This window comes from Janthinobacterium sp. FW305-128, from assembly GCF_020858135.1.
Classification (GTDB): domain Bacteria; phylum Pseudomonadota; class Gammaproteobacteria; order Burkholderiales; family Burkholderiaceae_D; genus Janthinobacterium.
On the sequence record NZ_JACYMK010000004.1, the window covers coordinates 87,610 to 110,780 of the forward strand.

Below are 23,171 nucleotides of genomic sequence, written 5' to 3' on the forward strand. Positions count from 1 at the left end.
ATTCAGACAAGTCATTCTGGACATTCTGGATTCTTTCTCCCCCGGATTTCCCGAGACTGACTACGATAAGAGGCTGCGATGAACGTCGATCACACACGAAACAAGACCCTGGGTTGGCTGGGCGCACTGGCGGCGGCAAGTCTGCTGGCCAGTGGTCAGGCGCAGGCAGGTGCCTACGGCCTGGCCGTCAACGAGTTGAACAATTTCCGTATCACCACCAGCGCTGGCGCGCTGTCGCTGGCTGGCGCCAACCGCAATGCCAGCGACAGCGCCTTTTTCCAGGGCGGCGTGGCCGTCAATCCGCGCGCCGTCAATACGGGTCCGGCTGCCAACGCCGACGTGCTGCAAGTGTGCTCCGGCACCGGCTGCAGCGCCTCGCCGCAAAACCACTACGCGCCCACCGCTGCACTGGAGTTCGCGCGCGGCGATGCGCATTCCTTCGGCAATATGCTCACTGCCGCCGGCTCCACCGTCAGCGCCGTGTCAGAAGCGCAGCGCAACACGGTGGGGGCGGCGTCCTCCACGGCCGGCGACACGCTGACCGGCTCCGTCAACCTGACCCTGTCGAGCGCCGGCTTCATCACCTTCAGCTTCATGGGCCGACGCGACCTGCGCACCAGCGTGACGACCATGGGCGACAAGTCGAACGTGTCGATCATGGATATCTTCAATATCTCGTGCAATGCCGCCAGTCCCGTCGGCTGCCTGTCGCATGCGAATGCCGACGGCGTGATCTTCCAGTTCGCGCCTGATGGCGATGCCAGCAATGGCAGCGACATCAACGGCAACCATACGGTCGGTAGCCTGGACCCGTTCAGCCTGAACATGACGGCCGGCACCAACGACCCGGCCACCGGGCGCGCCTTCACGAATGGCTTCGCGATGTTTTCCCTGACCTCGAATTTCGCCCTGCCCGCCGGCAGCTACACCTTGAATTTTTCCAAGTCCACGCGCACCGACATCGTCGTCATCGATCCCTTGCAAGTGCCGGAGCCAGGCACCCTGTTCCTGCTGGGGACGGGATTGGCCGTCCTCGCCTTTACGCGCCGCCGCCAGGCTAAATAAGCACTGGCACGCTCAAAAGCACGCGGCGCCCGCAAAAGGCGCCGCGTTTTTTTATGCCAGCCGATGCGTGTTAACCGAGCCGTGCCAGCGCCTGGCGCGCCAGCTGCAATTGCTGCAGATAATAGCGGTGCAGCATGGCGGGGTCGCTCAAGTCGCGCCCCAGTACCAGACGCAGCTCGCTGGCGGGGCAATCGGCGGCCTGGGTCTGCACCTGGGTCTGCACCTGCGTACCCAACTGGCGGGCCAGCTGGCGCGCCGCCTGTTCCTGCGCGGGCCGGTACTCGACGCGCGTGCGCGCCACCTGGAAGCTGGCTTCATTGGCCAGGCGCACCACCTGCACGGGCGCTCCTGCCAGACTGCGCGCCAGCGCGGCGGCCAGGCCCGGCACGCCGTTGCCGTTGACAATTTCCAGGCGCGGACGCGGCGTGCCAGCCACAGGCGCAGCCGGCACCAATGGGCTAACGGTCAGGCTGCGCACCGCCGCCGGCACGCGTCTCAGGCGGGCCATGCCATCGCTCTGCGTGATCTCCACGCGCGCCATGGCGGGCGCATCGGGCACCGGCGCGGGCACGCCCTGCGGCGGCGCCTCGCCGCGCAACAAGGCCAGATCGCGCCGCACATCGTGTTCCTGCAAGCTGGCCGCCTGGCGCCGCATGACGGCGGCGCGCTCGTGCTGTCCCAGCCGTTCCAGTACCTGCGCCAGGTGCTGCCAGGCCAGCGCATTGAGCGGATCGAGCAGGCATGCCTGTTCCAGCACGGGCAAGGCTTGCGCGTCGCGGCCGCTTAAATAATAGGCGTGGCCGAGATTGCTGAACAGATAGGCCTGCTGCGGCTGCCGTGTACCCGCCTCCTGCGTCAAGGCCAGCCAATGGGCGATCGCCGCGTCATGCTCGCCCCGCTGCGCGTGCAGCACGGCCAGTCCGTTGCGCGCGTTCACGTGGCGCGGCGCATGGCGCAGGGCTTGTTCATAGGCCGCTTGCGCCGCGGGCAGGTCGCCCCGCTCGACATGCTGGCGCCCCGCCGCATAGGCGGCATCGGCGTCAGGCCACTGCGGCGCCGGTGCATGGGCCAGCTGCGTGGTACAGGCGGCCAGGCCCAGACAGGCGCACGCGGCGGCCAGGCGGGATATCGTCAAGCGCATGGTGAGACTCCTTTCAGCGGCTGGCCATGGCCGGCACGAGCACGCGATAGACTTCGATCACGGCCGGCCCCATCAGCACCAGCATCAGGGTGGGAAAGACGCAAAAAATCAGCGGGAACAGCAGCTTTAACGCGATCTTCGCCGCCGCCTCCTCGGCCAGCAGGCTGCGCTTGCCGCGCAGGTTTTCCGAATGCACGCGCAGCGAATCGCCCATGCTGGTGCCGAAGCGTTCCGATTGAATCAGCATGGCGACCAGGGTATCGACGTCTTCCACGCCGCTGCGCAAGGCCAGGTTGCGCAGCGCCTTTTCCTTGGAAAAACCGGCGCGCATTTCCATCAGCACCAGTTGCAATTCCTGCGCCAGTACCACGCTTTTGATGTGGATCTCGCCCGACACCTTTACCAGCGCGCGCTCCAAGCTCAGGCCCGCTTCCACGCACACGGTCAGCAAGTCGAGCGCATCGGGGATGTTTTCGAAAATGTCGCGCTGGCGCCGCTTGGCCGTGCTGGCCAGCACCAGGTTGGGCAGGTAATAGCCGATGGTGGCGCTGACGCACAGCAGCAACAGCAGCACGCTGCGCAACTGCGCCGCCATGGCGCTGGCCGCATACAGGCCCAGCACGGTGGGAAACAGCAGGGCCAGCACGCTTTTCGCCGCAAAGTACAGGGCCGGCGCGCTCGCCTGGCGCCAGCCCGCGTTCATGAAACGCGTGCGCAGCGGCGAGCGTTCCCAGCCCTCTTCCGGCAGCGACAGCTTGCTGAACGGCTGCGCCACGCGCACCACCCGCTCGACCCAGCCAGTATCGGCCACCGCCTCGCTGGCGGCCGACGCCGTGGCGCCGAACAGACGCTGGCGCAAGGTACCGGGAAAGAAGATCAGCCACGCCAGCAGGGCCAGCGCCACCACCACGGCAAAGACGATCAACAAGAACAGCAGTTGTGCACCGGTCATGAAGTATTCCTCCTCTGATCGACTGAAAAAACGTTCAGGGCTAGGCGCGTCGCCGAAGACAGTACGGGCGTACGGCGAGGCGACGCAACAACGCCATGGACTTTTTTTCAGGCGCGCCCTTCAAATACGGATGCGGATGACGTTACGCATCCAGACGACACCCAGCGCCACCATGCCAGCCGCGTACCACAGCAGTTTGATGCCGCTGGGATCGGTCCACAGCAGGCGGATGTATTGCGGGTTGACCAGGGCCATGACGCCGATCATCACCACCGGCATCAGGCCCAGCACCCAGGCCGACATGCGCCCCTCGGCCGACAGCACGCGCACCTGTCCCAGCAACTTCAAGCGGGCGCGGATGATGCGCGCGATGCTGACCAGCACCTCGGCCAGGTTGCCGCCCGATTCGCGCTGCACCAGCACGGCGATGACGAGGTAGCGCAAGTCCGTCAGCGGGATGCGCGCAGCCAGGTTTTGCAGCGCCTCGTTCATCGGCACGCCGTAATTGATCTCTTCGTGCGCCGTCTTGAATTCGCCGCTGATCGGCTCATTGAGTTCGTCTCCCACCATCTGCAGCACGTTCGAAAACGAGTGCCCGGCGCGCAGCGCGCGGGCCAGGAAATCGGCCGCTTCCGGCAGTTGCGCCTCGATCTTTTTCAGCCGCGCGGCGCGCGCGCGCAGCACGAACAAACACGGTGCGCTCACGGCGCAGGACAGCAGCAGCAAGGCGCCGGGCAAGGGCATGGACCAGGCCGCCAACAGCAGCAAGGCCGCCAGCAGCAAGGCGCCGCTGCCGCCCAGGAATTGCGCCACCGACCAGGACAAGCCCGATTGCAGCAGCAAATGATCCAGCCGCGCCGCCTGCGGCATGCGCCGCAGCAGCCGCTCCAGGCCGGGCGAACGCGCATAGCGGCGCTGCTTGAGGATGGAGACGCGCTCGCCGCCCGCCTCGCCGCGCGCCGCCATCAGCCGCAGGCGCCGGTTGATGCGCCGCGCCGCGCTGCCATGCGTGCCCGACCACCACAGCCAGGCCCCTTCCACCATCAGAATGCAGGCGGCGAACAGCAGCACGGCAAAGCCGTAGAACACCAGGTCCATGATCCCTCCCCCTTACTCATAAATTCGGTCCGGGTCGAACACCGTGTCCGGCACCGGCGCGCCGAACATGCGCAAGCGCTCCGTAAAGCGGGGCCGCACGCCCGTGGCGCAAAAGTGGCCCTGCACCTTGCCATCGGCATCGACGCCCGTCTGCTCGAAGCGGAAGATTTCATGCATGGCGATGATGTCGCCTTCCATCCCCGTCACTTCCTGCAGGCTGACCAGCTTGCGCGCGCCATCCGTCAGGCGCGACACTTGCATCACCACCGTCACGGCCGAACAGATCTGCTGGCGCGTGGCGCGCGGCGTCAGGTTCACGTTGGCCATGCCGACCATGTTTTCCAGCCGCGCCAGCGCATCGCGCGCCGTGTTCGAATGGATGGTCGCCAGCGACCCTTCATGGCCCGTGTTCATCGCCTGCAGCATGTCGAGCGCCTCGGCGCCGCGCACCTCGCCCAGGATGATGCGGTCGGGCCGCATGCGCAGCGCATTGCGCACCAGCGCGCGCTGGCTTACTTCGCCCTTGCCTTCGATATTCGGCGGGCGCGTTTCCAGCCGTACCACGTGCGGCTGGCGCAGCGCCAGTTCGGCCGCATCCTCGATGGTGACGATGCGCTCGCTGCCGGGAATGAAGCCGGACAGCACGTTGAGCAGGGTCGTCTTGCCGCTGCCAGTGCCGCCCGAGATCAGGATATTGATCTTCGCCTGGCCCAGCGCCTGCAGCACCTGCACCATGGGCGGCGTCAGGCTTTTGTAGTCGAGCAGGTTGGCGATGCTCAAAGGCTGCACGGCAAAGCGCCGGATGGACAGGATCGGGCCATCGACGGCCAGCGGCGGAATGATGGCATTCACGCGCGAGCCGTCCGGCAGGCGCGCGTCGACCATCGGGCTCGATTCATCGACGCGCCGTCCCACGCGCGAGACGATCTTTTCGATGATCTTCATCAGGTGCGCATTGTCGTGGAAGGTCACGTCCGTCAGCTGCAGCCGCCCGCCCCGCTCCACATACACCTTGTCGCAGGTATTGACGAGGATGTCGGACACGCTGGCATCGGCCAGCAGGGGTTCGAGCGGACCAAAGCCCAGCATCTCGTGCTGGATGTCGAGCACCAGGCTATGCCGCTCGTGCTGATTGAGGACGATGCGCTCTTCCTCGATCACGCGCTGCACCAGCAGCGCCAGCTCATGCTTGAACTGCTCGGCAGTCAGGCGTTTCAGGCGTTCCAGGTCGATACGGTCGAGTATCGTCTGGTGCATGGTTTTTTTCAGTTCCTGGTAGGCGTGCAGCGCCAGCGCGCCTTGTCCATTGCTGGCGGGGCGCACCGTTTCATTTGCCGCCAGGCGTTCGCGTAAAGTCATCTCGGCTCCCATGATGGCCCCCGGCGGGAGCCTTGACATATGTTTCTGTCCTAAACCTCGCTGCGGCTGAACAGGCGGTCGAACAGGCCGCGGCTTTCCGTCACGCGGCGCGCTGTCACCAGCTCCACCAGCTCGGCCAGGCTGCGCGCCACGGCGCTGGTGCGCGACAGCTGCAGCAGCGGGATGCCCTGGTTGACGGAATCGGTGGCGGCGATGTAATCGTTGGGCACCGTGTGCACCACTTCCGCGCCCAGCGCCTGCTCCAGGTCCGCCAGGCGCAGGCGCCCGCCCTTCTCATAACGGTTGACGATCAGGCGCAGGCGCTCGCCCGGATAGCCGAGCGAACGAAAAATGTCGAGCAGGCGCCGCCCGTCGCGGATGTCGGGCAAGGCCAGCTGCAGCACCGGATAGATGGCGTCGGCGTTGTCGAGCGCGCGCAGCGACAGCGCATCGATCTGGCGTCCCACGTCGAGCACGATGTAGTCGTAGTGCTGGCGCGCCACGGCCAGGATGCGGTCCATGTGCTCGGGCTGCATGTCGACCTTGTGCGCGGGGTCGTCGGCCGCCGCCAGCACGCCGAAGTTCGGCGTCACGTGCACCAGGCACGAGGCGAGGAAGGCGCCGTCCATGCGCGCGATCTGGGCACAGATGTCGGACAGTGTCATCGCCGGCTTCTGGTCCGAGACATACAGGGTGGCGTCGCCGAACTGGCCATGCAGGTCGATCAGCAGCACCTTGCAGCCGGCCAGGCTGGCCAGCGCGTAGGAAAAATTCGTCGATAGAAAAGTGGCGCCGCTGCCGCCCTTGCACGAGATGAAGGCGAGGACTTTACCGTCGCGCATCTGCGTCACGCCGGCCTGGATATCGACCCGATCCATCGCCTCGTGAAAGGCCTTGTGCACCAGCGGCAGCTGCAGCACTTCGCGCATGCCGGCGCGCATGGCGCGGATCAGCACATCCTGCTGCTGTCCGCGCGTGAGCAGCATCAGCACCGCCAGCGGATACTGGCGCGCCAGGCGCTCGAGCAGGTCGGCTTCGTCGGCATCGATACCGCTGGCGTCGACGATCACCAGTTCCGGCGCTTCCGGCAGCATGCGCTCGACGGCGTCGCGCAGGCCGCTGCGCCGTTCCAGCAGCCGCAGCACGGGCATGCGGGCCGCCCCCTGCGCGGCAATTTCATCGTGCAAGCTGGCATCGCGGCTAATCATCAGGGCTTTCATCGCACTTCCTCGCTTCTTTCAGGTCTACACAGTCGGCTGCGCCGCCAAGTGGCGCTCAAGGACAAAAACCGGGATTGTCCGGATAACCCAGCGACTCGGCCACGGCCATGGTGGCGCCGTTGGGCAGGCGCACGGCGCCTGCGCCGGAAGGAAACATCACTGCCAGCAGCGGCAGGATGGGCCGGTACGGCACGCTCTCGCAGCGTCCGCCATCGCCGGGCACGCACAGGCGCGCGCGCACGAAACGGATGCAGCTGGCGCCATGCGGATCGTCCAGGCAATTGATGCGGTTACGCTGCGGACAACCGGGCATCACCGTCACCGGCAATGCCGCCAGCGCGGCGCCGCCGCTGGACTGCGACAGGTAATCGATGCGCACATACGCGTCGCTGATGCCGCCGCCCAGCGGCAGCACGCCAGGCGCGGCGCGCAGCACCGCTTGCGCGCGCACGGCCTGCAGCGCACTTGCATTGCTGAAATCGGTAACGGCGGCGCCGCGCGCGGCACGCCGGGTAATCTCGTGCACCATATTCCATAGATACACGGCGCGCGCCACTTCCAGCATTGCGAACAGGAAGAGAAAAAACAGCAGCGCCAGCATGGCGAACTCGACGGCGAAGACGCCGCCCTGGCGCTGCCGGCGGGGGCGCAGGTTAATTAACATAGCGTACTGTCGCATTGGCGCGCAGCGGGATCGGCGCCAGCTGTGGCAGCCACTTGCGGGTCAGTTCGGGCAGGAAATCCACAGGCATGTCGACGGACAACTTGATGCGCACCTGCAGCGGCGCCGCCGCATAAGTGCCGCAGCTGTAGGAATCGTCGGCATACACGCATTCCACGCTGATCAGGTATGGCTGCATGGCCGGCCAGCTTTCCGCCATGGCATCGACCACCATCTGCCGGGCAAACACGGCACCCTGGTTCGCCGTGTCGCCCCTGGCCATCTGCGACAGCGGCATGGTGGCCAGGTAGCGCGCCGCATCGTGCGTACTTTTTTGCAGGGCCGTGTACACCAGCAGCGCGCGGCCGAACAGCAGCACGAAAGGCAGCAGCGCCATGAAAAACAGCAGGATCAGCGCCAGCTCGATGGCGGCGACACCCTCCTGGCGGCGTCGCGCGCGGCAGGGCGGCCTCATTGCAGCAGCTCCGCAGGACCCGCCAGCGCGCCCTCGGCCACGAGGCCGTCAAATTCGGCGCTCAACACGCCATTGCTGGCCGGCGCCGTCATGAAGAAGCGGCCGATGCCCCGCACCTGCGCCAGCACATCGCTGCCGGCCGGCACCGGGCAGGCCAGCAGGGCAATATGCAGCAGGCGCCGCTGCGCCACGCCCGTATTGCCGGTCGGCGCCGTCTGGTAAGCCAGCGTCTGGTATGGCGGCGTGGCAGGGTAGCCGGGCTTGGCGGCCGGCGCGGCAGGGCTAGCCGGATACAGCTTGGCCCAGTCACTGGTGGCGAACGGCACGTAGCCGCCGGCCGGCTTCACACTGCTGTACTTGACCGCCTTGCCAAACGACCACAGCGGGCCGTAACTGCCAACGGCAGGCGGCGTCGCGTTCGATTCCGGATCGGCCACGGACAGCAGCGGATTGCCGGTGCTCAGGGCGCTCGGCGCGTCGGGCGTGTTCGTCATCCACCAGTTCGTGGCCGTATTCGGATAGGCGCGGATATTCGTGTCGGGCGGCGCCGTGACGGGATGACAGCCGCTGCCCGCATGCAGGTTGAAGCGCGCGTTGAAGGCCGGCCACAAGGCGGCGGGAAACGGCCGGTGCACATGCACTTGCGCGCTGCCGATGCGCGGGTACAGCACCGTGCCGCTGCACACAAACGGCAGCACGCTGGACTCGCCGACCTGCAGCGACGAGCCCACCACGCCCGGCTGGCCCAGGGGATTGAGCACGAAATGTTCGGCCGCCGGACCGTGCGGATTGAGTTTCAACAGGTTATACGCCACGCCGCGGCGAAAACCATATTCCAGCAGCTCGACGGCCGGCAGCAGCGCCGCATTCGTGCGCGGGCTGGCCGCGCTGGCCGACAGCGCGCACACGGCCAGCGGCGTCAGGTTCAGGCTGGTACGTCCTGCCACGGCGCGCCCCCCCGTGTCCAAGGTGCGCAGCGCCGGCGACAAGGCGCCCAGGAACGCCGTCGCCACCCGCCCCAGCGACGGTGCATTGGCCTGCGTATCGACGCGCACGAACAGCGCCGTGGCGGCGTCGGGCACGGCGCCCGCCGCATGCCATTCGCTGGCGGGCGCGCCGGGCGCGCTGGCGAAGCGGATGCTGGCGTCCGACAGGATCGCGCCCTGCATGCGGCGCCGCCACGCGCTCTTGTCGGCCGCACTCTGCTTGGCCTTGTCCACGGCAGCGAGCAAGCCTTCGGGCGTGCCCACCAGTTCGGCGGCCGCCGCCAGCGCCGCGTTGTCGGCCAGGTTCTGCAATTCCGTCTTGCGGCCGATGACCTGTCCCACGTCGAGCGCCAGGCCGATAAAGCCCAGCACCAGGATAAGCAGGATGGAAAAGGCGATCAGCATCGCCCCGCGCTCGCGCCGGCGTCTATTTGCCATTGGCGCCTCCCAGCATGAACTGCACCGGCTGCGGCGCCTGGCCGTTCGGTTCGGCGAACGAGGCGCGGTAGCGCTGCATGACGGCGTGCGCGCTGGGGCCGTCAAGCCCGTCGGCAGGCTGGCGATTGTCCGCGCTGGCCGGATCGCGCACCTGCTGCGCCATGGCCAGACGCACGGCGTCGCCGAAGCGCGGGTCCAGCTGCGGCGTGCTACTACTGCTGTGCGCACAGGCTGCCAGCTGCAGCGCCAGGGTCAGCGCGCCCAGGCGCCGCAGCCCTATCAGGAGCGAATTCGGCATGGCGTGTCTCCCCGTCTCATTTCAACTCGAAGCCGTTGGCCGCGCGCGGCGGCGGCACGGACGGCGGCGCTGGCGGCACGGTGGCTTCCATCTTGCCGCGCAACATCAATTCCGTGCGCGAAGGCGACGCCAGCTGCGCCGTCGGCAGCACGACATCGGCCGGCAAGGGTTTCACCAGGTGCGCGGTAATGACGAATAACAATTCCGTGCGGTCATGCTGGAAGTCCGTGCTGCGAAACAGCGCGCCGAGGATGGGCAGTTCGCTCAGCCACGGCACGCCCGCGATGTTGCTCACCTGGTTGTTCTTGATCAAGCCGCCGATGGCGTAGCTCTGGCCGTCATACAGCTGCACCGTGGTCGAAGCGCGCCGCGTGGTGATGACGGGCAAAATAGAACGTCCGCTGACGCCGGCGGCGGAAATGCCCACCCCTTCGCGCGACAGTTCCGACACTTCCGGCGCCACCTTCAAATTGATGCGCCCGCCCGACAGCACGGTGGGGGTAAATCGCAGGCCGACGCCATACTCGCGCTCTTCCAGCGTGATCTTGTTGTTGTCCTGGCCGACGGGAATGAATATTTTGCCGCCGGCCAGAAAACTGCCCTCCTGTCCGCTGATCGCCATCACCGTCGGTTCGGCCAGGATGCGCACCAGGCCATCCTGTTTCTGCGCCTCGATGGTCAGCTGCTGGCCATTCGACTTGCGCACGTCGAGCAAGCCGTTGGCCGTGCCGCTCAAGAAATTCGACAGCAAGGTGGTGGCCCAGCTGCCGGAGGCGAAGCGCAGGGTGGCGCCCACTTCCAGCCGCTCCAGCAGCGACTTCGACACTTCGGCGATCTGCACGGCCAGCATCACCTGCTGCGGCGCGCTGACGTCGAGCATATTGATGACGCGGCTGTTCGCGCTGCCCGCGCCGCCGGGTGCAGCGGCCGCGAGCGGCAAGGCGGCGCCATCGGCTGGCTTGGGCAGCGCCAGCGGTGCGGTGGCGCGGCGCACATACGCATGCGCCAGCTCGACGGCGCGCAGCACGGCGCCCGCATCCTGCACCGTGCCCGACAGCACCAGGGTATCGGCCACGGCCGTCACGCGGATGGCTTTTTCTTCCGGCATCAGGGCCGCCAGGGTCGTTTGCAGGCCGGACGGGTCCATGCTGACACTGACGTTCACCACGCTGCACACGCCGCTCCTGCCCTGAATGATCATATTCGTGCTGCCCACGTCGACACCGACCACATACAAGGTGTCGGGTGCGACCAGCATGGCTTGCAGCATGGCCGGATTGCCGACGCTGCGGGCCAGCACCGCCTCGGGCAAGTGCAACATGCTCGACTTGCCCACCTGCAGCTGCAAGTTGCCGGGCGTCGCCGCTTCGCCGCCGCAGCGGGGGCCAGGATCGGCTGCCGCGCCGGCAAGCGGCAACAGCAGGCAGCACAGTGTCAGCAGGGCGCGGTTCATGAGCGTGTCCATGGTTGATCAAGGCAACAAGGCTAAAAACATTCGCGCGACTGGCGCGTCCCATCGATGACGCCGCTGCACTGGCGCTTGGGCTCCGGCGGCGCCTTGGCCACGCGCACGGGACGCGGCGCCACGGCCGGCACGGGCGCGGCGGCGGGAGCAGGCTCGGCTTCATGCGGTCCGCCCAGCAGGGTCAGCTTGGTGGCACCCGCCGTCACGCCCGGCTGCGGGTCGACTTGGTTGCGCAGCACCAGCGACAGGCTGCCCACGCTGCGCGCCAGATCCAGGTTTTCCGCCTGTTCCGGCGTCACTTCCAGGGTCACGGCATTGACCACGCGCGGCTTGGTCTCGTCGCGTCCCACTTCCTGCGCCACGGCCAGCACGAGGATGCGTTCGAGCACGATCTTGGAAATGTTGCGGCTTTGCGGAAACGCGCGGTCGCCGGCATCCTGCTGGGTACTGACGATGATGTCGACATAATTGCCCGGCAAGGCAAAACCGGCCACGCCGATCACGTCGTTGACGCGCACGGTGATGGCGCGCCGCCCTTCCGTGATCAGGGCCGACAGGCCGCCCAACGTCCCCACGGGCGCCAGCTTGGCTTCGCTCAGCGGCTCGCCGCGCAGCACGCTGGTTTTCAGCACCCGTCCCGCCAGTTTCGCCGGGTCTTGCAGCGCGCCTTGCGGCAAGCTTTCCGCCGGCCATTCGGCCAGGCGCAGCATCTCTGGCGTCAGGCGCTGGCCCAGGTTGACATCGCTGGAGGCGACGACGATCTTGCCCTTGCCGGCCGGCGTCTGACGCAGCAGCCAGTGCGAGGCCAGCAGCACGGCCAGCAGACCCAGCACCACGGCCAGGCCCATCATCAGCAGGGCGCGCCGGTTTTTCATGCGATGCGCTCGCACAGGCCGGCGGCCGGCATGTCGCAACTGGCAAACAGGCTGCTCCAGGCCTGCTCCAGGGCGCCCACCGTCAGGCGCGCCTCGCTGCCGGCAAAGCCGGCGAAGTCGCCTATGCGCGCCAGCAATTCCTGCGGATAGCTGGCCAGCAGGGGCCGTCCCTGCGCGCCATGCAGCTGCAGCAGATGGTTCAGGGCCAGCTCGTCGATGGTCATGCCGGCCAGGCGGCATTGCTGGCGGAACAGGGCGCGATAGGCGTTCTCGGCCAGCGGCCCCACCTGCACCTTGTAGCCGATGCGGCGCAGCAAGGCAGGATCGAACAGCTCGCCCGGCGGCACATTCGTGGCCAGCACGAGGGCGTTATCGAAGGGCACGCTGATCTGCACGCCGCCGGGCAGGCCCAGCTGATCGCTGCCCCGCGCCAGCGGCTGCATCAGCCGCGTCAGCAGTTCTTGCGCGCCCAGGCGCTGGCGGCCCAGGTCGTCGATGATCAGCATGCCATTGTTGGCCCGCACATGGGGCGGCGCCTGGTAGCAGCCGCCGCTGGCGTCAAGGCGCAGCTCCAGCGTGCCGGCGTCGAGCTCGGCGCCCACGTGGATCACGGGACGCTGGCACAGCACCCAGCGGATATCCGTGCTGCGCCGCTCCAGCGCCTGGCGCGCATGGCTGACGTGCTGCGGCGCGGGCGGCAGGTGCTGGGCCGGATCGTACAACTGGATGATGTCGTGGCCGACGACGATGGCGTAGGGCACGGCGACCAGCCCGTGCAGCAATTGCCCCAGCTGCAGCGCCAGGGTCGACTTGCCGCTGCCGGGCGGACCGTACAGCAGCAGCGAGCGCCCCGAATGCAGGGCCGCGCCCACCACGTCGAGCATGCCCGGCCCCGCATGGGCGCCGCCCAGCACGGCGGCCAGGTCATCGCTGCCGACACGCTGTTCCTGTGCCAGCCACGACTGGCGCGCCACCATGGCGCGGTACGCTTCCAGGGTGACGGGAGCGGCGCCGATATACGCGCAGCGTTCAAGAAAAGCGCTGGCGCGCTGCTTGCCGGCGCCCGTCAGCTGGTACTGCACGTCGATGTCGGACTCGCCGCGCCAGGCCACTTCGGCCATCTGCTCCGTCACCATGAAATCGAGCACTTCGCGCAAGACATTGATCGACAGACGCAAGCGCGTCGTCAGCGCGGACAGATGCGTCTTGCCGCCCACAAACATCAGCTTGGCAATCAGTTCGACGACCAGCGGCCGCTCCAGCCCCGTTTCACGCAAGCTCTTCGGCTGCGGCGGCAAGGGCGGCATCAGGTTCGCGTCGGCGGGGCGCGGAACGCTGTCGGTGCTCATGGAATAGTCGACCTCGGTCATGCTGCGTCTCCTAGCCGGTTAAGACTGCATTGAACAGAATTCATTCTAGCGAGCGGGCACTGGCGCCCATTGATTCAGAGCAATGAATGCCAATCAGAAATAATGCTGCCCTTGCACCACCAGGCAGCCCAAGGCAATGGCCAGTCCGTACGGCATGTTGCCCACGCTGGCATGGCTGCCCAGTGCGGTCGGCGCCAGGGGAATGCCAGCCATGCGCGCGATCATCGGCCACAGCAGCTGGCGCAGATTGCCGAGGCAGGCGCGCCACTTGCCCTGGTACGTGATCATCAGCACGGCCATCAGGCCGCCCAGGACAAACGTGGCGAAACAGATCTGCAGCACGGGCCAGGGACCGGCAAAGGTGCCCACCATGGCGATCAGCTTGACGTCGCCGGCGGCCATGCCGCGCAGCACATACAGAGGCAGGAACAGGAAGAAGCCCGTCGCCATGCCGCCCAGCACCAGCTGCGGCACGCGGTGCGGCCACAACCACAAATGCAGCGCCAGCGCGGCGAGCATGCCGGCCAGCACCAGCCAATTCGGAATCTTGCGTTGGATCAGATCACTGACGGCGGCCCCCGTCACGAAGCACAGCAACAGCAGGTCGCACAAGGCAGTTGCAGGCATGGCACACCTCCCGAAAAAACCCGCTGCCGGCCGGCCAGCAGCGGGCACCCGCTTAGGGCGTCAACACCAGGTTCGACGAAATGTCGGTGAGGACGGCCAGCAAGTTGGTCTTGATCAGCAAGAATCCGGCCGTGATGGCGGTGGCCATCAAGGCCGCAATCAGGCCGTATTCGATTGCCGTAATGCCATCCTCATCCTTGACAAACTGCTGTACTGCCGACAGGAAGGTATGCATGACAAGCTCCCAAAAGTGAATCACAAGTCCCTGGCGCAATCGGGTGTGAAACATTGCCCTTTCCTGCTAATATGTTTCCTGCCGTAAATTTCTGCGCCATTGCATTGACTATAAAGCGTCCACGTTTTGGCAAATTGACGCGCCACAAGTTTCCATATGGAAATTATCAAACCTTGTCGACATGGCGGCTGGCGCAAACAAATGTTGCGATCCGGATTGAAAGCCTTCGTCAGGGCAAGTTTTTTGCAATGTAGTGCATGAATCTCATGTATTTACATGAAATATTGCATACGTTAATTGCCTATTAGGCAAAAAGACATTATCCTGCTTAGCTCTTCTTTGGAAAGGCCTCTCGCCCGGCGGTACAGAGCGTCATGCCACCAAATAAATCTTGGCTTCTTGTAGACGGACGCGAACATGCTCTTGCTTGATGCAATGCTGGTATGACGACACTTGTGTGACTACTTTCCAGAGAACGACAATGGATTCCCTACTGAAACACATGGTGGACATGACCGGGCACCGCGACCACACGATGCTCGACATTTCCGTGATCTCGGCAGTGCAGGAACTCGCTGCCGCGTCGCAGACCCGTGTGCTGGCCCTGACCACCGTGCGTGGCCAGGTGTTCGTGCGGTCGCGGGCCATCATCGTGGCGGGCAGCGTGGCCCGCATGGAAGAGCATACCGACCCTACCCTGCCAGGCGAACCGTTGTCCGACTACCCGGCCCTGGCCGCCTGCATCAAGCGCCATGAAGCGAGCGCCGACACCCTGTGCGCCGACGGCCGCCACCTGCTGTGGCTGCCCATCTGGATCGGCGACCAGGTCACCACCTGCCTGGAAATCACCAACCCCACGCCCTACACGGGCGCCACCATCCAGGTGATCGGCGGCATCGTCAGCGTGTACCGCAATTTCCAGAACCTGCTCGACTACAGCGAACGCGATTCGCTCACCGGCCTGTTGAACCGCAAGACCTTCGACGACCAGCTGGCGAAAATCCTGCACAGCCGCGGCGAACCGGAAGCGGACAAGCCGCGTCCCGTCGATGAAGAACGGCGCCACCATACGGACACGGAACGGCAATGGCTGGCCGTGATCGACGTCGATCATTTCAAACTGGTCAACGATAAGTTTGGCCACCTGTATGGCGATGAAGTGCTGATCCTGATCGCCAACCAGCTGCAATCGTCGTTCCGCTCGCAAGACCGCATCTTCCGCTTCGGCGGCGAGGAATTCGTCGTGCTGCTGCGCTCGATCACCCTGGAAAATGCGCAGAAAATCATCGACCGCTTCCGCACCAATGTCGAGGCGCACGACTTCCCGCAAGTGGGCAAAGTCACCGTCAGCGTGGGCTTCGTCAGCATCAACGCCTACGAGGCGCCCGTCATCATCCTCGGCCGCGCCGACCAGGCCTTGTATTACGCCAAGAGCCATGGCCGCAACCTGGCTTGCCATTACGATGAGCTGGTCGCCAAGGGCTTGCTTACCACCATTGCCTCGAACGATACGGCGGAATTTTTCTGATCACCTGACAAAACGTCCATCGCGGCGTTGCCGGCGCTCGCCGTACTCGTCGTACTGTCTTCGCGCCAGCGCCTTGCCCTGAACGTTTTTCAGGCGCTCTTTTTCAAAGAACACACACCGTTCATGCATCCGCCAGCGAGATAAAACGCATGGGATCGACCTGCCACTTGGCCGCCGACTCATGGCCGACGATCTTGTCGGCGCCGCCAAAACCGAAGCCGCGCGACAGGTCGACCGTCTCGGGCTTGATGTAGGTCTTGCTCTTCGTACTGAAAAACACATTCACTTTCGGCGCCAGCAGATTGCTTTCGTGCGCCTCGACGACGACGGCCAGGCGGCCCGATTCCAGCATCACCATGGTGCCCACCGGATAGATGCCCACGCAGCGCATGAAATCCTGCGCAAACACGGGGTTGAAATGGAATTTGCTCCATTCATAAATCTTGCGCAGGGCTTCGGCGGCGGGAATGCCCTTGTGATAGCTGCGGTCCGACGTCAGCGCGTCGTACACGTCGACGATGGCGGCCATCTGCGCCAGCTCGCTGATGGCGTCGCCGGCCAGCTGGTCAGGATAGCCGCTGCCGTCGCGCCGCTCGTGGTGATGCAAGGCGATGTCGAGCGGAATGGCGCCCAAGTCGGGCGACTGCAGCAGGATCTCGTAGCCATCGCGCGGATGGCGCTTGATCAGGGCAAATTCCTCGGACGTGAGGGGCCCCGGCTTGTTCAGCACGCTATCGGGCACCAGCGCCTTGCCCGTGTCGTGCAGCAAGCCACCGAGGCCCGCCTGGTGCGTGGTGGCCGCATCGATGCCGCGCGAGCGGCAAAACGCCACCAGCAGCGCGCACACGCTGACGGAATGCAGGAAGGTGTAGTCATCCTTGGTCTTGATGCGCAACAAGCCGACGAGGGCGGCGGGATTGCGCAGGATCGATTCGGTAATATCTTGCACCGTGTGCTGCACGCGGTCGAGCTCGACCGCCTTGCCCAGGCGCACGTCGGCCATCACCGTACGTACCAGGCTCGCCGCCTGGCGCCGCACCTGCGCGGCGCGCGCCAGTTCCATGCCCAACGACACGCGCGTGACCACCTGCGGCGCCGCGGCGATCTGCACCAGTTCGCGCTCGGTCTCGGCGCGCGCCTGCGCCACGGTGGGCGCATCCTGCACGTCGAGGCCCTTGCCGCTGTCGATCACCACGTCGTGGATGCCGGCCTGCACGATCTTGCGGATTTCATCGTCGCTGCGCAACAGAAAACGGTTGCGCACGAACGGATGCGTCATCCAGTCACAACTGAGGTCATGAATGTACATGCCCACTTTTAATTGAGACGAATCAACTTTCTTGAGCATGCTGTCATCCCACAAATACGCGGCTGGAGCACCGAAGGCGCTAGAATGAGTATAACAAAATTGTTATTCTGCTGGCCGCGTTCGGCGCTGCGGCGCAACACCCTGTTTTTTCCGCTCACCGCACCGCTATTGGGACCCATGGAACTGCGCCAATTACGCTACTTTGTCGCCATCGTCGACCACGGCTCGCTGTCGCGCGCGGCCCTGATCCTGCACGTGGCGCAGCCGGCCCTGACGCAGCAGCTGCGCCAGCTGGAAGAGGAACTGGGCGTGCAGCTGCTGCACCGCTCGGCCCAGGGCGTGCTCAGCACGGATGCGGGCAAGGTGTTTTACGAACATGCGCAGGCGATCCTGAAACAGGTGGCGGACGCCCGCTCGGCCGTTACGCAAAGCGCCACGCGGCCGTCCGGCAATGTCACCCTGGGCTTGCCGCACAGTATCTCCGGCGCCCTGGCCCTGCCCCTGCTGCTGGCCGCGCGCGAACGCTATCCCGAGATCACCCTGCAACTGACGGAAGAAATCACGGGCAACCTCAATGCACAGCTCAAATCGGGCCGCATCAATCTGGCCGTGCTGTTCGACGATGGTCAGCTGACGCCGTTTTCCTGCTGCCCCCTGGTGGAGGAAGAAATGCGTTTTATCTGCCGCAGCGATTCGCCGTTCGCGCCCCCGGGCACGGCGCTGTCATTCGCGCAGGCATTGAGCGCCACCCTGATCCTGCCGGGCCTGCAGCATGGCGTGCGCCCCCGCATCGACAGCCGCGCGCGCGAACTGGCACTGGAGACGGCGAACGTGATCGAGATCAACTCGATCGCCATCCTGAAATCGGCCATCCTGGCCGGCATGGGCGCCACCATCCTGCCCGCCGCGCCCCTGCTGGCCGAACTGGACAGCGGCGCCATGCGCAGCTACGCCATCCACAGCCCCGTGCTGTCGCGCACGGTGGCCCTGTGCGCCTCGAAAAACATTCCCCTCACCAATGCAGGCAACGCCGTGAAAAACCTCGTGCTGCAAGTGGCCGCCGAACTGTGCGGCAGCGGACGCTGGGTGGGGGCAAACGTGCTCTCGCCTATGGCATAAGTATTTCTTATACCCCCATCGTCAAAGCGTATTTGCCCCTTCCTCACGGTCGTTCTACACTGACCACATTAACTATTTTAAATTTAAACTAGTTATGTGCCGCCCACACGCGGCCATCCCGTCTGCACAGCGCGCGCCTTACCGGGCGCGTCCCTGGTACAGCCGATATCTGAAACACCCTTTTGGAGACAGCCATGTCCGTGACCACGGAAAACGGCTCCGCAGCGTTCGCTAGAAACGCCGGTGCCGCGCCATCTACGCCCCCCGACACTTCCCGTTTGACCACCGTCAGCCTCGACGACAAATACACGGCCACATCCGGCGCCATCTTTCTGTCCGGCATCCAGGCCCTCGTGCGCCTGCCCATGATGCAGCGCTTGCGCGACCAGGCTGCCGGCCTGAACACGGCCGGTTTCATTTCCGGCTACCGCGGCTCACCGCTGGGCGGCCTCGACGAAAACCTGTGGAAAGCGAAAAAGCAGCTGGAAGCGCACCACGTGCAGTTCGTGCCCGGCGTCAACGAAGACTTGGCGGCCACGGCCGTCTGGGGTTCGCAGCAGGTCGACCTGATCGGCCCGGCCAAGTACGACGGCGTGTTCGCCATGTGGTACGGCAAGGGTCCGGGCGTGGACCGCTGCGGCGATGTCTTCAAGCACATGAACCATGCGGGCACATCCAAACTGGGCGGCGTGCTGCTGGTGGCCGGCGACGACCATGGCGCATACTCATCGACCCTGCCGCACCAGTCCGACCATCTGTTCTCCGCCTCGATGATCCCCGTCCTGTATCCATGCAATGTGCAGGAATACCTGGACCTGGGCATCCACGGCTGGGCCATGTCGCGCTTTTCCGGCTGCACGGTGGCCTTCAAGGCCCTGGCCGACACGGTCGAATCGTCGGCCTCCATCGACGCCGACCCGTTCCGCGTGGAAGTCAAGATTCCGCAGGACTTCGTCATGCCCGAAGGCGGCCTGAACGCGCGCCTGTCGAGCATCCCGCTGGGCCAGCAGGCGCGCAACCAGGAAGCGCTGATGCAGGATTACAAGATCTATGCGGCGCTGGCCTATGCGCGCGAAAACAAGCTCAACCATACGACCATCGACAGTCCGAACGCCAAGCTGGGCATCATCGCCTCCGGCAAATCCTACCTGGACGTGCTCGAAGCGCTGGAAGAGCTGGGCATCGACGAGCAGATGGCGGCCAATGTCGGCATGCGCCTGTTCAAGGTGGCCATGCCGTGGCCGCTGGAACCGGATAGCGTGCGCGAATTTGCGCAAGGTCTCGATGAAATTCTCGTCGTCGAAGAGAAGCGGCAAATCGTCGAATACCAGCTCAAGGAACAGCTGTACAACTGGCGCGACGACGTGCGCCCTAGAGTCATCGGCAAGTTCGACGAAAAAGGCGAATGGGTGGCGCCGCGCGGCGAATGGCTGCTGACCTCGAAGGCGGATTTTTCCGTCTCGCAAGTGGCGCGTGTCATCGCCAGCCGCATCGCGCGCCTGATTTCCGATCCCGTCACCTGCGACCTGATCAAGGCGAGACTCAGCTTCCTCGACGCCAAGGATGCGGTATTGAAAAAGGCCGTGAATACGCCGTTCCGCCCCGCGTTCTACTGCTCCGGCTGCCCGCACAATACCTCGACCAAGGTGCCGGACGGCAGCCTGGCGCTGGCCGGCATCGGCTGCCACGTGATGGCGACCTCGATCTATCCGGAAATGAACAAGCTGACCACGCACATGGGCGGCGAAGGCGCGCCGTGGATCGGCCAGGCCGCGTTCTCGGAATTGCCGCACGTGTTCCAGAACCTCGGTGACGGCACCTACTTTCATTCCGGCTACCTGGCCATCCGCGCCGCACAGGCGGCCAAGGTCAACATCACCTACAAGATTCTGTACAACGACGCCGTCGCCATGACGGGCGGCCAGCCCGTGGACGGCCTCATCACCGTACCCATGATGGCGCAGCAGGTGGCGGCCGAAGGCATCGCCCGCATCGCGCTGGTCACGGAGGATTTGAGCCGCTACAGCGACCGCAGCAACCTGCCCGCCCACCTCACCTTGCACGACCGCAAGGACATGGATGCCGTGCAGCGCGAATTGCGCGAAGTACCCGGCGTGTCCGTGCTGATCTACGACCAGACCTGCGCGGCCGAGAAACGCCGTCGCCGTAAAAAAGGAGAGTATCCCGATTTGCCGAAACGCATGGTCATCAACGACGCCGTCTGCGAAGGCTGCGGCGACTGCGGCGTGCAGTCGAACTGCGTGTCGATCTTGCCGAAGGAAACAGAATTTGGCCGCAAGCGCACCATCGACCAATCCTCGTGCAACAAGGATTACTCGTGCGCCAAGGGTTTCTGCCCCAGCTTCGTCACCGTCGAAGGCGGCAGCCTGAAGAAAACCAAGACGGGTGCCAGTAAAGCGGGCGAGACGGACAACTTCGGTCCGCTGCCGGAACCTGTATTACCCGATTGCGACGCGCCGTACAACATCCTGATCAATGGCATCGGCGGCACGGGCGTCATCACCGTGGGCGCGCTAATGGGCATGGCCGCCCACCTGGAAGGCAAGGGCGCGTCCGTGCTGGACATGACGGGCATGTCGCAAAAGAACGGTTCCGTCACCTCGCACGTGAAGATCGCCAAGTCCCCGGCGCACATCCGCGCGCAGCGCATCGCCACGGGCGAAGCGGACCTGATCCTGGGCTGCGACATGCTGACGGCCGGCGCGCAGGATGCCGTGTCGAAAATGCGTCCTGGCCGCAGCCTGGCCGTCGTCAACCTGCACGAGCAACCGCCGGGCACGTTTGCGCAAAATGCGGACTGGCAATATCCAGCGGCGGAAGTGCGCCAGCTGATCGAGGAATCCGTGGGCGGCGCGGACGCGGCCGACTTCATCGACGCGACGAAATTGGCCACCGCGCTGATGGGCGACTCGATCGCCGCCAACCTGTTCATGCTCGGCTACGCCTGGCAAAAGGGCCGCATTCCGTTGACGGAGGCGGCCCTGCTGCGCGCCATCGAATTGAACGGCGTGGGGATCGAATCGAACAAGAAAAGCTTTTTGTGGGGCCGCCGCGCCGCCGTCGACGTGCGCCGTGTCACGCAAATCGCCACGCCGGCGCAAGCGATCATCGTGCAAATGCCGCAAAGCCTCGATAGCGTGATCAAAAAGCGCGTGGAGTTTCTCACCGCGTATCAAAACGCCGCGTATGCGGATGGTTACTTGACCCTGGTGAAACAGGTGCGCGACCGCGAAAATACCCTGGGGCTGGGCCAGAAGCTGTCGACGGCCGTCGCCAGGAGCTATTTCAAGTTGCTGGCCTACAAGGACGAGTATGAAGTGGCGCGTTTGTACACGGATGGCCGTTTCGTCGAGCAGTTGCAGCAGCAGTTCGAGGGCAACTTCTCCGTGAAATTCAACCTGGCGCCGCCGCTGTTTGCCAAGAAAGATGCGAAGGGGCATCTGGTGAAAGCGGAGTTCGGTTCCTGGATGTGGCGCGCCTTCCAGCTGCTGGCCAAAGCAAAAGGCTTGCGCGGCGGCACCTTCGACGTCTTCGGTTATACGGCCGAGCGCAAGATGGAACGCGCGCTGATCGTCGAATACCGCGAACTGCTGGCCGGACTGCTGGTGAACCTGACGGCGGACAACCTTGGTACCTGTGTGGAACTGGCATCCTTGCCCGAGAAAATCCGCGGCTTCGGCCACGTCAAGGAAGCGGCCGTCGATACTTACCGCAAGGACAAGGCGAGGTTGCTGGCCGTGCTGGCGGATGGAAGCAAGCACGCGGCATAAAAGACAACGCAGAGCCTCGGCTCTGCGTTTTTTATTCCGGACAGCGCCCCACGGTCGCCCCCGGCAACAGCACCGGTTGCCAGATTTCCTGCAGCCGTTCCGGCGGCGTGCCGGCCAGCAAAGATTGCAGCATCTCGACCATCTTGGCGCCGGCGCGGCGCAGGTCGGGCTGGTCGATGGTGGTGACGTTGATGCCGATCAAAGTATCTTCCACATTGCCCCAGACGATGACGGAGATCTCCTTGCCGATCTCGATGCCCGCATCCATCAGCGCGCGCACCACGCCCACGCCGGACAGGTGGTTGTCGACGATGACGGCCGTGGGACGGGGCGAGCAGGCCAGCAATTGCTGCATGGCCTGATAACCGCTGCGGCGATCAAAAGTATTGTTGAGCAGATAGGTGGGATCGACCGGCAGGCCCGCCTGCGCCATGCAGCGGATAAAGCTTTCCTTGCGCTCGTAAGCAAAGTGCAAGTCCAGCGGCGCGCTCAGCAAGGCGATGCGCTGGTGGCCATGCGCCGCCAGGAAAGACACGGCCAGGTCGATGCCCGTGTCGTTGTCGTAGTCAAAATACGCATACGGCGCGTCGATGCGCGTGCGGCCGTTCGCGACAAAGGGAAAGCCGACTTTCGTCAAATACGCGATGCGTTCGTCGACCACCTTGGTGCGGCCCACCACGAGGCCATCGACCTGGCGCCCGCGCACCATGTTTTCATATGACGGCTGTTCGTTCTGCGGCGACACGGGGGCGATGATCAAGCTCATCTTCGACGCTTCGACGGCGTCCGACATGCCATTCACGACGGAAAGGAAGACGCTGTCGCCCAGGTCGCTGGGCAGCAGCGGATAGATCATGCCGAGCACATTCGTGCGGCCGACGGCCAGGCTGCGCGCCAGGGGGTTGGGCCGGTAGCCAACTTTCTTGGCGGCGGCCAGGACGATTTCACGGGTGCGGGAATTGACTTCCGGATAGCCGTTCAACGCCCTGCTGACTGTCGTTTTCGACATGCCGAGGGCAATTGCGAGGCTCTTGAGATTCATGTTAACTACCTGTCTGTATGGCAAAAGAAACCAACTCTGACCGTCCATTATAGCCCAGAGCGCCAAACAGGCGGCACATGACCGTGCGCCAACATGGTAGAAAAACAACAACTTATT

Annotated in this window: 20 protein-coding genes; 4 read left to right on the plus strand and 16 right to left on the minus strand. The window is 64.9% G+C overall.

From position 1 onward, the window contains the following. The first annotated feature begins 78 nt into the window (after positions 1-78). Positions 79-1,065 (plus strand): EDSAP-1 family PEP-CTERM protein, encoded by a 987-nt coding sequence (locus IGS60_RS10280; protein ID WP_230504154.1) that lies wholly within the window; start codon positions 79-81, stop codon positions 1,063-1,065. 70 nt (positions 1,066-1,135) lie between these two features. On the opposite strand, the gene IGS60_RS10285 is transcribed toward IGS60_RS10280, so the two are convergent. From IGS60_RS10285 to IGS60_RS10350, 14 genes are all read right to left on the minus strand, one after another. Then, on the minus strand, positions 1,136-2,206 hold the full coding sequence (locus IGS60_RS10285; RefSeq protein WP_070219075.1) for a LytR C-terminal domain-containing protein: 1,071 nt from the start codon (positions 2,204-2,206) through the stop codon (positions 1,136-1,138). 13 nt (positions 2,207-2,219) lie between these two features. Then, complete coding sequence (locus tag IGS60_RS10290; protein ID WP_070289464.1) at positions 2,220-3,158, minus strand: type II secretion system F family protein; 939 nt, start codon at positions 3,156-3,158, stop codon at positions 2,220-2,222. A 120-nt stretch (positions 3,159-3,278) separates the two neighbouring features. Next, the gene (locus IGS60_RS10295) at positions 3,279-4,256 is read right to left on the minus strand and encodes a type II secretion system F family protein (protein WP_070219073.1); all 978 of its coding nucleotides are present in this window, start codon (positions 4,254-4,256) and stop codon (positions 3,279-3,281) included. A 12-nt stretch (positions 4,257-4,268) separates the two neighbouring features. Further along, complete coding sequence (locus IGS60_RS10300) at positions 4,269-5,615, minus strand: CpaF family protein (protein WP_083287262.1); 1,347 nt, start codon at positions 5,613-5,615, stop codon at positions 4,269-4,271. 50 nt (positions 5,616-5,665) lie between these two features. Next, complete coding sequence (locus tag IGS60_RS10305) at positions 5,666-6,835, minus strand: AAA family ATPase (protein ID WP_070219071.1); 1,170 nt, start codon at positions 6,833-6,835, stop codon at positions 5,666-5,668. Positions 6,836-6,890: 55 nt separating this feature from the next. Further along, positions 6,891-7,499, minus strand: a complete 609-nt coding sequence (locus IGS60_RS10310; protein ID WP_070219070.1) for a TadE/TadG family type IV pilus assembly protein — start codon at positions 7,497-7,499, stop codon at positions 6,891-6,893. Further along, on the minus strand, positions 7,489-7,971 hold the full coding sequence (locus IGS60_RS10315) for a TadE/TadG family type IV pilus assembly protein (RefSeq protein WP_070313047.1): 483 nt from the start codon (positions 7,969-7,971) through the stop codon (positions 7,489-7,491). The genes IGS60_RS10310 and IGS60_RS10315 overlap by 11 nt, the downstream gene beginning before the upstream one ends. Then, positions 7,968-9,395 (minus strand): pilus assembly protein TadG-related protein, encoded by a 1,428-nt coding sequence (locus IGS60_RS10320; protein ID WP_230504156.1) that lies wholly within the window; start codon positions 9,393-9,395, stop codon positions 7,968-7,970. Before IGS60_RS10320 ends, IGS60_RS10315 begins: the two co-directional genes overlap by 4 nt. After that, positions 9,385-9,693: a hypothetical protein gene (locus IGS60_RS10325; protein WP_230504157.1), complete on the minus strand. Its 309-nt coding sequence runs from the start codon at positions 9,691-9,693 to the stop codon at positions 9,385-9,387. Before IGS60_RS10325 ends, IGS60_RS10320 begins: the two co-directional genes overlap by 11 nt. A gap of 16 nt (positions 9,694-9,709) precedes the next feature. Then, positions 9,710-11,158: a type II and III secretion system protein family protein gene (locus IGS60_RS10330; protein ID WP_230504158.1), complete on the minus strand. Its 1,449-nt coding sequence runs from the start codon at positions 11,156-11,158 to the stop codon at positions 9,710-9,712. 20 nt (positions 11,159-11,178) lie between these two features. Next, positions 11,179-12,033, minus strand: a complete 855-nt coding sequence (gene cpaB / locus IGS60_RS10335) for a Flp pilus assembly protein CpaB (RefSeq protein WP_070289459.1) — start codon at positions 12,031-12,033, stop codon at positions 11,179-11,181. Then, positions 12,030-13,403 (minus strand): ATP-binding protein, encoded by a 1,374-nt coding sequence (locus IGS60_RS10340; RefSeq protein WP_230504160.1) that lies wholly within the window; start codon positions 13,401-13,403, stop codon positions 12,030-12,032. Before IGS60_RS10340 ends, cpaB begins: the two co-directional genes overlap by 4 nt. 93 nt (positions 13,404-13,496) lie before the next feature. Next, complete coding sequence (locus IGS60_RS10345; RefSeq protein WP_070219065.1) at positions 13,497-14,030, minus strand: prepilin peptidase; 534 nt, start codon at positions 14,028-14,030, stop codon at positions 13,497-13,499. A gap of 52 nt (positions 14,031-14,082) precedes the next feature. Further along, on the minus strand, positions 14,083-14,265 hold the full coding sequence (locus tag IGS60_RS10350; RefSeq protein ID WP_034752975.1) for a Flp family type IVb pilin: 183 nt from the start codon (positions 14,263-14,265) through the stop codon (positions 14,083-14,085). Between the two features lie 481 nt (positions 14,266-14,746). On the opposite strand from IGS60_RS10350, the gene IGS60_RS10355 reads away from it, so the two are divergent. Continuing rightward, positions 14,747-15,793 (plus strand): GGDEF domain-containing protein, encoded by a 1,047-nt coding sequence (locus IGS60_RS10355; protein WP_070219064.1) that lies wholly within the window; start codon positions 14,747-14,749, stop codon positions 15,791-15,793. A 121-nt stretch (positions 15,794-15,914) separates the two neighbouring features. Here the strand turns inward: IGS60_RS10355 and IGS60_RS10360 are convergent, their stop codons facing one another. Next, the gene (locus IGS60_RS10360; RefSeq protein WP_268994017.1) at positions 15,915-17,141 is read right to left on the minus strand and encodes an HD-GYP domain-containing protein; all 1,227 of its coding nucleotides are present in this window, start codon (positions 17,139-17,141) and stop codon (positions 15,915-15,917) included. Between the two features lie 138 nt (positions 17,142-17,279). Between IGS60_RS10360 and IGS60_RS10365 the strand changes: the two genes are divergently transcribed. After that, positions 17,280-18,221: a LysR substrate-binding domain-containing protein gene (locus IGS60_RS10365; RefSeq protein ID WP_230504501.1), complete on the plus strand. Its 942-nt coding sequence runs from the start codon at positions 17,280-17,282 to the stop codon at positions 18,219-18,221. Positions 18,222-18,415: 194 nt separating this feature from the next. Next, complete coding sequence (locus tag IGS60_RS10370) at positions 18,416-22,012, plus strand: indolepyruvate ferredoxin oxidoreductase family protein (RefSeq protein ID WP_230504164.1); 3,597 nt, start codon at positions 18,416-18,418, stop codon at positions 22,010-22,012. A 31-nt stretch (positions 22,013-22,043) separates the two neighbouring features. Here IGS60_RS10370 and IGS60_RS10375 read toward each other — a convergent pair whose 3' ends face one another. Further along, positions 22,044-23,054, minus strand: coding sequence for a substrate-binding domain-containing protein (locus IGS60_RS10375; RefSeq protein WP_230504166.1), 1,011 nt, complete (start codon positions 23,052-23,054; stop codon positions 22,044-22,046). Positions 23,055-23,171: the final 117 nt, after the last annotated feature.